The sequence below is a fragment of the Corynebacterium sp. CNCTC7651 genome (assembly GCF_021496665.1).
GTDB lineage: Bacteria > Actinomycetota > Actinomycetes > Mycobacteriales > Mycobacteriaceae > Corynebacterium.
On record NZ_CP071246.1, the window covers coordinates 2,419,882 to 2,435,906 of the forward strand.

11 protein-coding genes, 1 tRNA gene and 3 pseudogenes are annotated in these 16,025 nt (G+C 64.0%); 11 read left to right on the forward strand and 4 right to left on the reverse strand.

The features are described from left to right. Positions 1 to 29: 29 nt before the first annotated feature. From JZY91_RS11520 to gluQRS, 7 genes are all read left to right on the forward strand, one after another. Positions 30 to 512, forward strand: a complete 483-nt coding sequence (locus JZY91_RS11520) for a tRNA adenosine deaminase-associated protein (protein ID WP_234947972.1) — start codon at positions 30 to 32, stop codon at positions 510 to 512. A gap of 67 nt (positions 513 to 579) precedes the next feature. After that, positions 580 to 1,011, forward strand: a complete 432-nt coding sequence (locus tag JZY91_RS11525) for a nucleoside deaminase (RefSeq protein ID WP_234949148.1) — start codon at positions 580 to 582, stop codon at positions 1,009 to 1,011. Positions 1,012 to 1,092: 81 nt separating this feature from the next. Continuing rightward, positions 1,093 to 1,353, forward strand: coding sequence for a CsbD family protein (locus JZY91_RS11530; protein WP_234947973.1), 261 nt, complete (start codon positions 1,093 to 1,095; stop codon positions 1,351 to 1,353). 38 nt (positions 1,354 to 1,391) lie between these two features. After that, positions 1,392 to 1,479 (forward strand) — tRNA-Ser (locus tag JZY91_RS11535). A 73-nt stretch (positions 1,480 to 1,552) separates the two neighbouring features. After that, positions 1,553 to 3,961, forward strand: coding sequence for an MMPL family transporter (locus tag JZY91_RS11540; RefSeq protein WP_234947974.1), 2,409 nt, complete (start codon positions 1,553 to 1,555; stop codon positions 3,959 to 3,961). Continuing rightward, positions 3,958 to 5,211, forward strand: a complete 1,254-nt coding sequence (gene tgt, locus JZY91_RS11545) for a tRNA guanosine(34) transglycosylase Tgt (protein WP_234947975.1) — start codon at positions 3,958 to 3,960, stop codon at positions 5,209 to 5,211. The genes JZY91_RS11540 and tgt overlap by 4 nt, the downstream gene beginning before the upstream one ends. Continuing rightward, positions 5,204 to 6,190: a tRNA glutamyl-Q(34) synthetase GluQRS gene (gene gluQRS, locus JZY91_RS11550; RefSeq protein ID WP_234947976.1), complete on the forward strand. Its 987-nt coding sequence runs from the start codon at positions 5,204 to 5,206 to the stop codon at positions 6,188 to 6,190. Before tgt ends, gluQRS begins: the two co-directional genes overlap by 8 nt. 53 nt (positions 6,191 to 6,243) lie before the next feature. Here gluQRS and JZY91_RS11555 read toward each other — a convergent pair whose 3' ends face one another. From JZY91_RS11555 to JZY91_RS11570, 4 genes are all read right to left on the reverse strand, one after another. Beyond that, a complete protein-coding gene (locus JZY91_RS11555; RefSeq protein ID WP_234947977.1) occupies positions 6,244 to 7,428 on the reverse strand; it encodes an alkaline phosphatase D family protein in 1,185 nt (394 codons plus the stop codon). Then, the gene (locus tag JZY91_RS11560; protein ID WP_234947978.1) at positions 7,341 to 7,934 is read right to left on the reverse strand and encodes a PhoD-like phosphatase N-terminal domain-containing protein; all 594 of its coding nucleotides are present in this window, start codon (positions 7,932 to 7,934) and stop codon (positions 7,341 to 7,343) included. The genes JZY91_RS11555 and JZY91_RS11560 overlap by 88 nt, the downstream gene beginning before the upstream one ends. Before the next feature lie 111 nt (positions 7,935 to 8,045). Beyond that, positions 8,046 to 8,540: a ferritin gene (locus tag JZY91_RS11565; RefSeq protein WP_234949149.1), complete on the reverse strand. Its 495-nt coding sequence runs from the start codon at positions 8,538 to 8,540 to the stop codon at positions 8,046 to 8,048. A gap of 282 nt (positions 8,541 to 8,822) precedes the next feature. Further along, the gene (locus JZY91_RS11570) at positions 8,823 to 10,172 is read right to left on the reverse strand and encodes an IS256 family transposase (RefSeq protein ID WP_234947979.1); all 1,350 of its coding nucleotides are present in this window, start codon (positions 10,170 to 10,172) and stop codon (positions 8,823 to 8,825) included. Between the two features lie 274 nt (positions 10,173 to 10,446). On the opposite strand from JZY91_RS11570, the pseudogene JZY91_RS11575 reads away from it, so the two are divergent. The 4 genes and pseudogenes from JZY91_RS11575 to JZY91_RS11590 all read left to right on the forward strand — a co-directional run bounded on the left by JZY91_RS11575 (position 10,447) and on the right by JZY91_RS11590 (position 15,900). Beyond that, positions 10,447 to 11,709 (forward strand): annotated as a pseudogene (locus JZY91_RS11575) (IS481 family transposase). Between the two features lie 100 nt (positions 11,710 to 11,809). Beyond that, complete coding sequence (locus JZY91_RS11580) at positions 11,810 to 12,991, forward strand: IS1249 family transposase (protein WP_234947517.1); 1,182 nt, start codon at positions 11,810 to 11,812, stop codon at positions 12,989 to 12,991. 314 nt (positions 12,992 to 13,305) lie between these two features. Further along, positions 13,306 to 14,655, forward strand: a pseudogene (locus JZY91_RS11585) (IS256 family transposase). Positions 14,656 to 14,719: 64 nt separating this feature from the next. Beyond that, positions 14,720 to 15,900 (forward strand): annotated as a pseudogene (locus JZY91_RS11590) (IS1249 family transposase). The last annotated feature ends 125 nt before the right edge of the window (positions 15,901 to 16,025 follow it).

The following is a 16,025-nucleotide window of genomic DNA, read 5'->3' on the forward strand; positions in this document are numbered from 1 at the left end:
CCGAGTTCCGGGACTACCCTGTTGGAACCATGAGCCAGGATTATCAGGACGGGTTTGCCGTGACCGTTGCGCGCCGCGACGGCGGCTGGGTGGTCCGCGAGTTCAAGGACGATTTCACCAGCTTGGACACTTCCGTCGCCGCCGTGCGTGCCCTGCGCAGCGAGGGTGCGGCGTTTGCCATCCTCAACGTTGAGGAGGATTACCTGGTGGTGGTGCGCCCGGGCCCGAGCAGCATCCGCGTGCTCATCTCGGACGCGACGATGGCGGTGGACGACGATTTCGCGGCAGACGTCCTCGCCGAGGCCGGCATCGAGGTCCCGGACATCGACCCGGACGAGCTCGACGACGTGGACGCGTGGGCCGAGGGCGATTTCGCGATCTTCGCGGACCTCGGGCTTTCGGAGGAGCGCTTGAGCATTTTGCTTGACGACGATGCAGATCCCGACGACCTCGCCGACACCATCGCCGCCGAGCTTGGCTTCGCCGACGAGCTTGCCGACGCCCTTGACTAGCCCGCGCCAGCCCCGCGAGGCGCGCGAGCCGCGCCAGAGCGCCGGGGAGCGCGAAGCCGCCCGCCGGATGCGCGAGGCCATCGCGCTGGCCAACACAACCCCGCCGGGCGACGTGCCCGTTGGCGCGATTGTCTATTCGGCCGCTGGGGAGGTGGTGGGGCGGGGGGTGAACCGTCGAGAAGCGGATGGGGACCCCACGGCCCACGCGGAAGTTGCCGCGATACGCCAGGCAGCGCGGACCCTGGGCTCCTGGCGCCTGGACGGGTGCGAGCTGGTGGTGACGCTGGAGCCGTGCACGATGTGCGCCGGCGCGATCCTAGGCGCGCGGGTGAAGTCCGTGGTGTTCGGGGCGTATGAGCCGAAGACGGGGGCGTGCGGGTCGCTCTTGGACGCGCTGCGGGACCCGCACCACCTGCACACGGTGGAGGTGCGCGGGGGCGTGCTGGAGGCCGAAACGGCCCAGCTCATGAGCGACTTTTTCGGCGGTCTGCGCGCGTGACTGAATTGTTATGGCGGGTGGGGCGTGACGGGGGCTACACTCGAGTTTGTTAGTTATTAACTGAAATTTAAGGAGGCCACCATGGCACTTGAGGGCAAGGGCGACCAGCTGAAGGGCGACATCAAGGAAGCTGCCGGCGACCTGACTGGCAACGACCAGCTTAAGAACGAGGGCAAGGCCGACCAGCTCGGCGGCGAGATCAAGGAGAAGCTGTCCGAGGCGGGCGATGCCGTCAAGGACAAGTTCAACGAGGTCGCTGCCAAGGTTGAGGACAAGCGCGAAGAGCACGAGGCCAAGAAGGACATCGAGGACGCAGCAGACCGCGCTGCTGACCAGATCTAATTTGGTTCGCGCGACGCGCAGCCGTTACTGTAACTAGCGGTAGCGTGTCCGAGCGGCCGAAGGTACTCGCCTCGAAAGCGAGTGTGGGTAAAACCACCGCGGGTTCAAATCCCGCCGCTACCGCCAGTACCTGCACCCCGTGGGACGTGACACCGTCTCGCGGGGTGTTTTGCTGTCAACGTCAAGAAAGGATCCACCCGTGGCGAAGCTGTTGTTTAAGCTGGGGCGCTGGTCCTACCTAAACCCGTGGCGCGTGATTGTCGCCTGGCTGCTCATTTTGGCGGCGTCTGCGGGTGTGGCTTTTTCGCTGATGCGCCCCTTCACGTCGGAGTTCGCCATCACGGGCACCCCGGCGATTGAGGCGCTGGACACGCTGGACAGGAACTTCCCCGGCCAGGGGGACGTGGCCACCTCGCCGTCGGTGAACTTGGTGTTCGCCGCCCCGGAGGGCCGCCAGCTCACGGAGCCCGAGTTCATGGCGGCGATGGATGCCACCGTGCGCCACCTCGAGGACAACTTGCAGATGGAGGGCACGGAGCGCTTCGGCAACCCGGTGCGCGTGAACGCGGAGCTCCAACGCACCCTTATCGGCGAGATGACCGCCATGGGCCTGCCGGAGGAGAGCGCGCGGGCGGACGCCTACAACATTCGCATGGTGTCGGACTCCGGGAGCATTGGCTTTACGACGTTCGAATTCGCAGCCGAGTCCCAATTCCAAGTCACGGATGCGGACCGGCAAGCGGTCGCGGACGCGATGCAGATCGGCCGCGATGCCGGCCTGCAGGTGGAGGCCGGCCCCCCCGGCTACGGCGACCCGATCGAGATCAACACCACCTCCGAGATGATCGGCATCGGCATCGCGTTTCTGGTGCTGCTGGTCACCTTCGGGTCCTTGGTGGCGTCGACGATGCCGATCGTGACCGCGGTTGTGGGCGTGGGCATCGGCGCGCTGGCCGTGCTCACCGCCACCCACTGGGTGGAGCTGAACGACGTCACCCCGGTGTTGGCCGTGATGATCGGCCTGGCCGTAGGCATTGACTACGCCCTGTTCATCCTGTCGCGCTACCGCCAGGAGCGCCGCACACTGCCCGGCCCGGACGCGGCCGGCATGGCGGTGGGTACCGCCGGCTCCTCCGTCGTCTTCGCCGGCACCACCGTGTTCGTGGCGCTAGTGGCGCTGGTACTAGCGGACATTGAGTTCCTGTCCTGGATGGGCATCTCCGCCGCGTTCACTGTGCTCGTGTCCGTGTTCGTCGCGCTGACCATGCTGCCGGCGCTGCTGGGCGCGTGGGGCGACCGCGCGTTCGGCGGCCGCATCCCCGGCATCGCCGGCCATGCTGGTCCGGGATCGCGCCCGGCGAAGGACTTGGATAAGCGGTCGGTTGGTAGGTCTTGGGTGAACGTCGTCAAGCGAATGCCCGCGGTAGTGATGGCGGCGGTGGTGCTGGGGCTGGGTGCGATGAGTGCCCCGGTGCTGGGGCTGGAGATGGCGCTGCCGTCGGACACCACCTCCAACAAGGACACCACGCAGCGCAAGGCCGCGGACCTGATGGCGGAGGGTTTCGGCCCGGGTGTGAACGCGCCGCTTTTGATTGTGGTGGACGCGCACGGCGTGAACCCGGACGCGGAGATCCTGCAGCCGTACATGGCCGCGGTGCCGGATGAGGCGGGCGGGCGCGCGGAGAAGGCCGCGCTGGCGTCGTTTCTTTACGCCGTGAGCGAGGCGAATTCCGTCACCGGCGTGGTGCACGCGCAGCTGGTGGGTGTGAACGAGGACCTGACCGCCGCGCAGATCCTGGCCACGCCGGACGGTGGCCCGGAGGAGGAGCGCACGCTTGCCGTCGCGCACGGCCTGCGCGAAAACAACCGCCAAGTGGAGGACGCCACCGGCGTGACTATCGGCCTGACCGGCCTGACCGCGGTGCAGATGGACATCACCGAGGAACTCGCCAGCGCGATGCCGCTCTACCTGGGCATTGTGGTGGGGTTGGCAATCATCCTGCTGATGCTGGTGTTCCGCTCCATCATGGTGCCGTTGGTCGCGGGCCTGGGCTTTTTGCTCTCCGTCGGCGCCGCGTTTGGCCTCACCGTCCTGGTGTGGCAAGACGGCCTGTGGGGGCTGGTGAACACGCCGGGGCCGATCTTGTCCTTCCTGCCCATTTTCATGATCGGCGTGACGTTCGGCCTGGCCATGGATTACCAGGTGTTCCTGGTCACCCGCATCCGCGAGCACTACCTGAAGCTGCGCCGCGCCGGCGACCCGGACGCGGAGCTGCACGCCGTGGAGGAGGCCACGGTGGAAGGCTTCACGCAGGGCGCACGCGTGGTCACGGCGGCGGCGATCATCATGATCGCGGTGTTCATCGCGTTCATCAACCAGCCGCTACCGTTTATCCAAATCTTCGGCTTCGCGCTCGGCGTGGCCGTGTTCTTCGACGCGTTCTTCGTCCGCATGGCGCTGGTCCCCGCCACGATGTTCCTCCTCGGCCGCAGCACGTGGTGGATGCCGCGCTGGCTGGACCGCATCCTGCCGGAGGTGGACGTCGAGGGCACCGGCATCGAGCACATCCTCGACGACAAGCGCGCACCCCAGGAGGCTCACGCATGACATTCACTCCGCGCACCTTGCTTTACGACGGTCCCTTCCAACCCGGCAAGCACGGCCGCACCGGCACGATTCACACGCCGCACGGGGATATTCAGACGCCCGCGTTCATCCCGGTGGCCACAAAGGCGACGGTGAAAACGCTCACGCCGGAGCAGGTGCGCGAGACCGGCGCGCAGGCGATCTTGTCCAACGCGTACCACCTGTACCTGCAGCCCGGCCCGGACATTGTGGATGAGGCCGGGGGCGTGGCCGCGTTCGAGCACTGGGACGGGCCGACGTACACCGACTCCGGCGGGTTCCAGGTGATGAGCTTGGGCGTTGGTTTCCGCAAAGTGCTGGCGATGGACACCGCGGGGCTTTCGGAGGGCGACATCCGCGCCGCCAACAAGGACCGCATGGCCCGCGTGGATGATGACGGCGTGGATTTTAGAAGCGTCATCGACGGCTCCAACCACCGCTTCACGCCCGAGGTGTCCATGCAGATCCAGCACCAGCTGGGCGCCGACATCATTTTCGCGTTCGACGAGCTGACCACGCTGGTGGATACCCGCGATTACCAGGAGCATTCCGTCGAGCGCACGCGCCGCTGGGCCAAGCGCTGCCTGGATGAGCACGACCGCCTCACCCGCGAACGCGCCGCCACCCACCCCGACAGGCCCGAACAATCCTTGTGGGGCGTGGTGCAGGGGGCGCAGTATGAAGACCTTCGTCGAAAAGCAACCCGCGGCTTGTTGGAGCTGGACCGCGAGGCGCGCGAGGAGGGCAAGCGCGGCTTCGGCGGCTTCGGCATCGGCGGTGCCCTGGAGAAGGAGAACCTGGGCACGATTGTGGGCTGGGTGACGGATGAATTGCCCGTGGATAAGCCAAGGCACCTGCTAGGCATCTCCGAGCCGGACGATATTTTCACCGCGGTGGAGGCGGGCGCGGACACGTTTGATTGCGTCGCGCCCACGCGCCTCGGCCGCCGCGGCGGTGTGTACACGCTGGATGGGCGCATGAACCTGACGGCCGCGCGCTTCAAGCGGGATTTCGCGGGCGTGGACGAGGAGTTCGGCGGTTACGTGTCGCGCAATTACTCCCGCGCGTACATCCACCACCTGCTCAAGGCCAGGGAATACCTGGCCGGGACCCTGTGCACCATGCACAACCTGGAGTTCATGGTGCGGCTGGTGGACAACATCCGCGCAGCCATCGACGGCGGGTATTACGAGGCCTACCGCGACGAATTCCTGGGCCGCTACTATGCCTAGCGCCGGCCGTTACGCGCCCAGCCCCAGCGGCGACCTGCACTTTGGCAACCTGCGCACCGCGCTGCTCGCGTGGCTGTTCGCGCGCCAGACCGGCCGCGCGTTTTACATGCGTGTGGAGGACATTGATTCGGAGCGCTCCTCCCGCGCCTCCGCCGACCGCCAGCTCGCGGACCTGGCCGCGCTGGGTATTGAGTGGGATCCGCCGGTGATCTACCAGTCCGACCGCCACGCCGCCTACGAGGCCGCGCTTGCCCAGCTGCCCACCTACGAGTGCTACTGCACCCGCCGCGATATCCGCGAGGCCGCCTCCGCGCCCCACGCGCGCCCCGGCATCTACCCCGGCACCTGCCGCGACTTGTCCCCCGGGGCCCGTGCTTTACGACGCTCCCAGCTTTCCTCCCAAGGCCGCCTCCCCGCCATCCGCTTGCGTGCCGACGAAACCGAGTGGACCGTGCGCGATTTCTACCATGGCGAGGTGACCGGGCCTGTTGACGACGTGATTTTGCGCCGCGGCGGCCGCGTCGACCAAGCCCAAGCCGGCGACTGGGCCTACAACTTGGCCGTGGTTGTGGACGACGGCTTCCAAGGCGTCGACCAAATCGTCCGCGGCGACGACTTGCTGGATGCCGCCCCCGCCCAGGCGTACCTCGCTAACCTGCTGGGGTATGCGCAGCCGGAGTACGTGCACGTGCCGTTGGTGGTCAACGCGGAGGGCCGGCGCCTGGCCAAGCGCGACGGTGCCGTGACCCTCCGCGAACTCATCACCGCGCCCGGCTCCGCCACCACTGCCGGCCCAGACCGCGGCGCGGCCCTCGCCCCCGCGTCCGGCTCAGGCGCCGGCTCGAACACCGCGGGCATAGCTTCGGTGTTTGCACAGCTGGCGGCCTCGATCGGCTGCCCATCGGCCGCGACCCCCGCCGAGCTGCTCGCACAGTTCGACCCGTCGCAGCTGCCGCGCGACCCCTTCGTTTGGACCTGAATCGGGCCCGCCCCGCGCCGACCCGAGCCGGCACGTCTGGCGCCGCCCCGCCGCTAGCCCATGAAGCCGGCGCCCTTGCGCCATGTCAGCGACACCGCGGGCCGGACGGGGGAGAGGGGTTCCAGGATGTTGTCCACGCGCAGCCACTCGGCGACTACTTCGTCGGGCGTGATTGTCACCAAGGAATACCCGTGCGTGTCCAGCGCGCAGTGGCGCAGGCTCGGATTAGCGGCGTACATGTAGCTCACGGCGGTGCCCATGAGTGGCCCGCCGTTACGCAGGCCCAAACTGTCGGTCACGTTCGGGGCGGTGATGGAGGCGCAGACGATTTCGCAGCCGATCTCGGAACCGTCGTGAAGCACGGTGTGCCCCCACTCGGTGTGGATGTCCCCGGTGAGGAAGATCGGGGACTTGCCCAGCCGCCCCAGGGTGTTCAGCAGGCGGCGGCGCTCGAAATCGTAGCCGTCCCACTGGTCGCCGTTGAGCGGCAGCTCGTCGATTGCGGGGACCTGCGCGTGGGAGCTGAGGATGTTGGAGGACAGCGCTTTCGCGATCGGTCGCGTCTTGGGGTTCTGCATCACGGCGCCCAGGCGCATGGGGGAGAACATCACCGAGTTGCCCAGCGCGTTCCACTTCGCGCGCGAGCGCTCGAGCGTGTCAATGAGCCAGTTGTACTGTTCCGAGCCGAGCATGGTGCGCGCGTCGCCGGGTTGGCGCGACCCGCCGCGCCAGAATTCGACGTCGCGGAACGTGCGCAGATCCATGATGGTCAACTCCACCAGGTCGCCGAAGGTGAAGGAGCGGTAGATGCGCCCCTCGCTGGACGGGTTGGCTACGCGCACCGGCATCCACTCGTAGTAGGCGCGCACGGCGGCGTCGCGGCGGGTGAGATATTCGCCTTCGTGCTGGTGGTGGTTTTCGGCGCCTTCGCGCCAGGTGTTGTTGGCAATCTCGTGGTCGTCCCACACCACAATCCACGGCATGGCCGCGTGCGCGTTCTTCAGCGCGGGGTCGGTGCGGTAGCGGCCGTAGCGGGTGCGGTAATCCTCCAGCGACACGATCTCGTGCGCGGGTGCGTGCAGCCGCACGGGGCCGAAGCCGGAGTACTGGTACTGCGCGTACTCGTAGATGTAGTCCCCCAGGAACACGGTCAGGTCCACGTCCCCGGCCCAGCCGCGTTCCGCCAGGTCAGCGTACGCGGAGAAGAAGCCGGACTCCCAGTTCGCGCAGCTCGCCACTGCCCATTTTTGCTTCTCGACGTTCGCCCCAACCGGCGCCGTCTTCGTCCTCCCCGTCGGCGACACCGCACCCAGGTGGGGCCCTTGCGTGACGACGAAACGGTAGAAATACACGTCCCCGGATTCAGTCCCCGCACGTCGACGTGGATGGTGTGGTCACGCTCCGGCGTCGAGGTGGTGTCGCCGGTTTGGACGATGCGGGCGAAGTCCGGGTCGGCCGCAATTTCCCAGCGCACGGGGGTCGGTGCGCCGAGGGTGCTGCCGGGCCACGCGGTGTCGTCCGGGGTGATGCGCGTCCAGATGATCACCGCGTCCGGCAGCGGGTCGCCGGAGGCCACGCCGTGCACGAACGGCAGCGGCGGCAGCTCCATCTCCGCGAGCGGGGCGCGCGACGGCGCCGGCAGCGAGCTTTGCGCCCACGCCTGCGTGACGACGCCCGTTCCAACCGCCCCCGTCGCCACAGCAGTCGTGCGCAAGAAGCCGCGGCGGGTAAAGGAGCGAGTCACGCCCATATATTCAGCCACCGGCCCGCAATTCGCAGTGCCAGTGGCGCAAGTTTGGGCAGGTTTCGCCCGGTGTTTAGGTGGAGTTCACCCAGGTTGTGAAAACCCGAGTTGCTAGTCCAGGGCCTCGCGGGTTGCCAAGGTAGCGTCGATACGCAAAAGCCCCGAACCGTCGGCGCCGACGAGCTCGAGCTGGTCCACGATGGTGCCCACGGTTGCCTCCTCCTCGATCTGCTCGGTGAGGAACCAGTTGAGCAGGCCGCGGGACTCGAGATCGCCGACCTCGTCCGCCACGCGCGTGATGTTGCGGATCTGCTCGGAGACCTTCTGCTCGTGCGCCAGCGCCGCGCGGAACGCGTCAAGCGGGTTGTGCACCTCCGGCACATCCACCTCAATGTTCAGCGGGTGCACGTGCTCACCGCGGTCCAGCAGGTGCTGCGCGAACTTCTGCGCGTGCTCCAGTTCCTCCTGCGCCTGCGCGACGAACCAGGTGCACAGGCCCGGGAAAGAGTGCGCGTCCATCTCATTGGCCAGGTGGCGGTAGATGTAGGCGGCGGCGTACTCATTGGTGACCTGCTGGTTGATCAGGTCTCTCAGCTGTTCGTTGATCACTGCTATCTCCTTTGGATGTGTGGGGTGGATGCGTGGGCGCATCTGACGGGACGCCCGAAATTTCGTGGAATCGCGTGCTGCTTATTCTACGGGCCCGCTCGCAGTCGCTTCCGCTATCGGCTGTAGAGCCCCGAGAACTTTGCAAGAACGCCGAAACCGGCACTCTCCCGAGGGGAATGCCGGTTTCGGATTTTGCGGAGGATGTGGTGTCTGGGTTCACGACATATTTGACACGGTGTGCCTGGAGAGTGTCCGATTGTTTGTGTGCGGGGGCTTGGTTTACACGTAGTCCGCGAACCGGTCGGGGTATGCCACGGCTAGTTGGTTGATGGCTTGTTTCCACCCGGTGGCTTTCGCCCCTTCAATATAGCCGTTGCACTCAGTTGCCCGTTTCGCCTTCTTCGCACGCTGGGCGGCACGCTTGTCTTCGATGTTGCAGATCATCAACCACAGCGTCTTCAGCGCCGCAGTGTCGTTCGGGAACTGGCCCCGGTTGCGGGTGGCTTTCCGCAATTCCGCGTTGAGCGACTCGATGGAGTTCGTGGTGTAGAGCACCCGGCAGGCTGCCGGCGGGAACTGCAGAAACGGCACGAACCGATCCCACGCGTCGCGCCATACCTTCACCGACTGGGGGTAGCGCCGCCCAAGTTCAGATGCTTCGAACGCGTCTAGGGCGGCGCGCGCGGTGTCTTCGTTGGGTGCGGTGTAGACCTCCCGCAGTGCGCTGGAGACGGGTTTGCGGTCCTGGTAGGACACCCACCTGTTCGCCGCCCGAATCAGGTGCACGATACAGGTCTGCACCATGGAACTCGGCCAGGTTGCCTCCACCGCCTCGGGCAGGCCCTTGAGCCCGTCGCAGCAGACGATGAACACGTCCTGCACCCCACGGTTTGCAAGGTCAGCGCACACGGACGCCCAGAATGCGGCACCTTCGGTATCGGCGATCCACAAGCCCAGGATGTGTTTGATGCCGTCCATGTCCACACCGACGGCCATGTAGCAGGACTTGTTGACCACGCGGTGGCCGTCGCGGATCTTGACCCGCAACGCGTCGAGGAAGATCACCGGGTAGAACTCATCTAACTGGCGGTTCTGCCAGATCATCACCTCATCGAGCACCGCGTCGGTGATCGTGCTGATGGTATCCGGGCTCATATCCACACCCAGGGTGGTTGCAAGGTGATGCTGGATATCGCGCACGGTCATCCCACCCGCGTACAGGGAGATGATCATGTCATCGAGCTCGGTGAGCCGGCGAGCGCCCTTGGGCACCATCTGCGGCCGGAACGTGCCCGCCCGATCCCTGGGCACGGTCACTTCCAGCGGACCGTAGCCGGAATCCACGGTCTTGGTGTACGACCCATTGCGGTGGTTACCACCACCCCGGGCATCGACCTGGGCTTTGGCTTTGCGGTCGGAGTGCTCGTAGCCCAAATGAGCATCCATCTCCGCCTGCAGGCCAGCGTTGATCGATGCTTGTAGAAGACCCTTCACCAGCTCGCTGGCGTCATCGGTGGAGGTGGAGAGCTCCCCGATGAGCTTAGCGAGCTCGGGGTTATTCATCAGCTTCTCGCTGATCGCGTTGACCCTCGACGGGTCATAGCCTTTCTTTGGTGACACCGTAGTCATTATCGGTGAAACTCCATTCAGATCAGAGCCTCACACACAAAACTCCTGACACCCTCTGTGCCTGCGGCGATGGTTGTGATGCTTGACAGGTGAGCCGGGACATCCTTGACACTTAGGCCTGCCTCGCTTCGACGGGTGATGGTTGACAGGTGAGTCGGGACATACTTGACACTGCCGTCCGCATTTGGGCCCCGCACACAAACACCCAGACACCCTCTGGCCCGGGTGGGCGTGGCGCGGCAGGAAGACAGATCCGCCGCGCCATCGTTGGCCAATGAACAGCCCCAACCGCAACCTCGCCATCGTCAAAGCCGTGCGCGACCAAGGCGAACCCGTCGCTAAAGTCGCCGCACGATTCGGCATCTCCCGCCAGCGCGTCTACCAAATCCTGTACAAGTACGACGCTGGCGGGCCCGAGGCGATTGCGCCTAAAACCCGCGCCCCGCACACCCACCCACAAGCAGTGCCGAAAACGCTGCGCAACCACATCATCGACATGCGCAAAGAGCTGGTGAAATCCGGCCTAGACGCAGGCCCCGACACCATCGCCTTTCACCTCGAGCAGCAAGGAATGCGAGTGCCGTCCACATCCACGATCCGCCGCATCCTCACCGACGCCGGCCTCGTCACACCGCAACCGAAGAAGAAACCGCGCAGCGCCTACATCAGATTCGAAGCCGCCATGCCCAACGAATGCTGGCAAGCAGACATCACCCACCTCTACCTCATCGACGGCACCCGCATCGAAGTCCTCGACTTCCTCGACGACCACTCCCGCTACCTGCTATCCATCACCGCCAAACACGCCTTCACGGGCACCGCCGTCGCCGCCGAACTCGAGCGCCTCATCACCATCTACGGTCCACCAGCATCCACCCTCACCGACAACGGCCTCGTCTTCACCGCCCGCCTAGCCGGAGCCAAAGGAGGGCGCAACGCCTTCGAAAAAACCCTCAACCACCACCGCATACAGCAGAAAAACGGCTGCCCAGGACACCCCCAAACCCAAGGCAAAATCGAACGCTTCCACCAAACCCTCAAAAAATGGATAGCCGCCAAACCCCCAGCTGAAACCCTGCCCCAACTCCAGCGCTACCTCGATGAATTCGCCGACTACTACAACACCACCCGCCCCCACCGAGCACTCGGCAGAAAAACCCCCGAACAGGCCTACACCACCGGCCCGAAAGCCGAACCCAACGACAACCCCAAAGAAGAATGGCGAATCAGAAACGACATCGTCACCCCAGGCGGCAAAGTCACCGTCCGCTACGCCGGCAAACTCTACCAACTCGGCATCAGCCGCAAATACGCCGGCGAACCCGTCCTCATGGTCATCACCGACAACCACATCACCACATCACTGAAAGAAACCGGCGAGATCATCACCGAGCACTAAACCGGCGAGATCATCACCGAGCACTACATCGACACATCCCGCAACTACCAAAAACCATATTGGAAACACGGCCAACCAGGGTTAAACGACAGAATGTGTGTCCGGATTCGTCGGTTTGTTTGGGATGATCAGGGGTAATCCGGAAAGTATATGCTCCTGGGGCTTATATCTGCCCGAGGGCGGCGAAATACCGGGGTGTGACAGCAGCGTGTGGTAGTGGCCGGTGTTGGCTTGATCAATGCCGAAGAACCAACCCCGCTGCCAAGTGTGCGGCGGCGAGATGAAACGCAACGGAAAGACCTCCGCCAACCGCACCCGGTGGCGATGCAAAACCTGCGGCGCCTCCACCACCAAACAGCGCCCCGATATCACCAACGCCGCAGCCTTCGCAGCATTTATCACACACCTCACGACCGGTGCGAGCTTGAAAACCACTGCCACCGAAGCAGGGTGTCATCCTCGTACCCTCCAACGCCGGTTTAAACACTTCTGGCTAGTTGATGTCCCCGATCCCACGATCGGGCACGAAGGCCGGGTCTACGACCAGGTCTTTCTTGACGGCACCTACACCGCCGGTGGGTGTCTCATCGTGGCCGCCACCTTGGACCACGTCATTGCCTGGCACTGGTGCACACGTGAAACCACCCGCGACTACCAAAGGCTCCTCGAGCGTATCCCCGCACCCTTGATCGCTGTCATCGACGGTGGCCAAGGTGCCGCCAGCGCGATCAAAACATGCTGGCCTAACACCAAGATCCAGCGTTGCCTTGTCCACGCTCAACGCGTGGTGCGCCGGCACACCACCGCACGCCCGCGCACCGATGCAGGACGAGCGATCTATCAGCTCGCGCTCAACCTCACCAAGATCACCGATCTTGACGAGGCGGCCGTGTGGGGTGCGCAGCTGCATGAATACGGCACGATCTACCGCGACTGGATGAACCAGAAAACGTGGACAACCGACCCGGCGACACGTCAACGCACCTGGTCGTGGACACACGAACGCACCCGCAAGGCCTACAACAGCCTCAACCACCTATGGCGCAACAACCTACTGTTCGTCTACCTCGAACCACCCAACGGTGTCCTCGATGTCAGCCGAATCAAAGCCACCACCAACAGCCTGGAAGGCGGCATCAACGCCCAGCTGAAACTGCTGGCCCGCACCCACCGCGGCAGATCCGGTGAGCATCAGCGCCGGATGCTGGAGTGGTGGCTGTATCTGAAAACGGAACTGCCTGACGATCCAGTAGAGATCGCCAGGCAGTCCAACTGGGGCCAGGACCAACTCGCCAAAGTATCCACCCTGACCCCCAACGAGAACCAAGCCAACCACGAAACCGGACGACCAGCCCTCTACGACAACGCTATCGACACCAACTACACACACTCAATCGGCATCCAAAAAGGCCACATCTAACCCCACGACACGCCGAACCCAGACACACATTTTGTCGTTTAACCCGCAATACCCCGAAACCGGACACACATTCTGCTACTTAACTCGAAAGTGTGCCCCACCGGGGACACGCCGACCGGGGGTTAAACGACAGAATGTGTGTCCGGATTCGTCGGTTTGTTTGGGATGATCAGGGGTAATCCGGAAAGTATATGCTCCTGGGGCTTATATCTGCCCGAGGGCGGCGAAATACCGGGGTGTGACAGCAGCGTGTGGTAGGAGGGTGTCAGGAGTTTTGTGTGTGAGGCTCTGATCTGAATGGAGTTTCACCGATAATGACTACGGTGTCACCAAAGAAAGGCTATGACCCGTCGAGGGTCAACGCGATCAGCGAGAAGCTGATGAATAACCCCGAGCTCGCTAAGCTCATCGGGGAGCTCTCCACCTCCACCGATGACGCCAGCGAGCTGGTGAAGGGTCTTCTACAAGCATCGATCAACGCTGGCCTGCAGGCGGAGATGGATGCTCATTTGGGCTACGAGCACTCCGACCGCAAAGCCAAAGCCCAGGTCGATGCCCGGGGTGGTGGTAACCACCGCAATGGGTCGTACACCAAGACCGTGGATTCCGGCTACGGTCCGCTGGAAGTGACCGTGCCCAGGGATCGGGCGGGCACGTTCCGGCCGCAGATGGTGCCCAAGGGCGCTCGCCGGCTCACCGAGCTCGATGACATGATCATCTCCCTGTACGCGGGTGGGATGACCGTGCGCGATATCCAGCATCACCTTGCAACCACCCTGGGTGTGGATATGAGCCCGGATACCATCAGCACGATCACCGACGCGGTGCTCGATGAGGTGATGATCTGGCAGAACCGCCAGTTAGATGAGTTCTACCCGGTGATCTTCCTCGACGCGTTGCGGGTCAAGATCCGCGACGGCCACCGCGTGGTCAACAAGTCCTGCTACATGGCCGTCGGTGTGGACATGGACGGCATCAAACACATCCTGGGCTTGTGGATCGCCGATACCGAAGGTGCCGCATTCTGGGCGTCCGTGTGCGCTGACCTTGCAAACCGTGGGGTGCAGGACGTGTTCATCGTCTGCTGCGACGGGCTCAAGGGCCTGCCCGAGGCGGTGGAGGCAACCTGGCCGAGTTCCATGGTGCAGACCTGAATCGTGCACCTGATTCGGGCGGCGAACAGGTGGGTGTCCTACCAGGACCGCAAACCCGTCTCCAGCGCACTGCGGGAGGTCTACACCGCACCCAACGAAGACACCGCGCGCGCCGCCCTAGACGCGTTCGAAGCATCTGAACTTGGGCGGCGCTACCCCCAGTCGGTGAAGGTATGGCGCGACGCGTGGGATCGGTTCGTGCCGTTTCTGCAGTTCCCGCCGGCAGCCCGCCGGGTGCTCTACACCACGAACTCCATCGAGTCGCTCAACGCGGAATTGCGGAAAGCCACCCGCAACCGGGGCCAGTTCCCGAACGACACTGCGGCGCTGAAGACGCTGTGGTTGATGATCTGCAACATCGAAGACAAGCGTGCCGCCCAGCGTGCGAAGAAGGCGAAACGGGCAACTGAGTGCAACGGCTATATTGAAGGGGCGAAAGCCACCGGGTGGAAACAAGCCATCAACCAACTAGCCGTGGCATACCCCGACCGATTCGCGGACTACGTGTAAACCAAGCCCCCGCACACAAACAATCGGACACTCTCTGTGGTAGTGGCCGGTGTTGGCTTGATCAATGCCGAAGAACCAACCCCGCTGCCAAGTGTGCGGCGGCGAGATGAAACGCAACGGAAAGACCTCCGCCAACCGCACCCGGTGGCGATGCAAAACCTGCGGCGCCTCCACCACCAAACAGCGCCCCGATATCACCAACGCCGCAGCCTTCGCAGCATTTATCACACACCTCACGACCGGTGCGAGCTTGAAAACCACTGCCACCGAAGCAGGGTGTCATCCTCGTACCCTCCAACGCCGGTTTAAACACTTCTGGCTAGTTGATGTCCCCGATCCCACGATCGGGCACGAAGGCCGGGTCTACGACCAGGTCTTTCTTGACGGCACCTACACCGCCGGTGGGTGTCTCATCGTGGCCGCCACCTTGGACCACGTCATTGCCTGGCACTGGTGCACACGTGAAACCACCCGCGACTACCAAAGGCTCCTCGAGCGTATCCCCGCACCCTTGATCGCTGTCATCGACGGTGGCCAAGGTGCCGCCAGCGCGATCAAAACATGCTGGCCTAACACCAAGATCCAGCGTTGCCTTGTCCACGCTCAACGCGTGGTGCGCCGGCACACCACCGCACGCCCGCGCACCGATGCAGGACGAGCGATCTATCAGCTCGCGCTCAACCTCACCAAGATCACCGATCTTGACGAGGCGGCCGTGTGGGGTGCGCAGCTGCATGAATACGGCACGATCTACCGCGACTGGATGAACCAGAAAACGTGGACAACCGACCCGGCGACACGTCAACGCACCTGGTCGTGGACACACGAACGCACCCGCAAGGCCTGGCAACGCGTTCATGTTTTCCATTGTTCTGTGTTGGTCGTCATTATCGACAACAACAGGATGTCCTCGATGTCAGCCGAATCAAAGCCGTACCAGCAACCTGGAAGGCGGCATCAACGCCCAGCTGAAGCCATGGCCGCACCCACCGCGATCCGGTGAGCATCGGGCGCCGGATCGGATGGTGGCTGTATCGAAAGCGGACTGCCGCTGGGCGGATCGGTAGGGAATCGACGAACAAGTTCGGCGGGGGCCGGACCAACTCATCAGTGAAGTATCCACCTGACCCCAACGAGAACCAAGCCAACCACGAAACCGGACGACCAGCCCTCTACGACAACGCTATCGACACCAACTACACACACTCAATCGGCATCCACTTTAACCCGACACATGAGACCTGATTGTTTACATCTGGTTAACACAAAAACCATATTGGAAACACGGCCAACCACCCCTGACCTAAAAACAACAAAACCGGCACCCTGGAAAACCAAAAACCAGAGCGCCGGTTTGTCCACCATGTCGC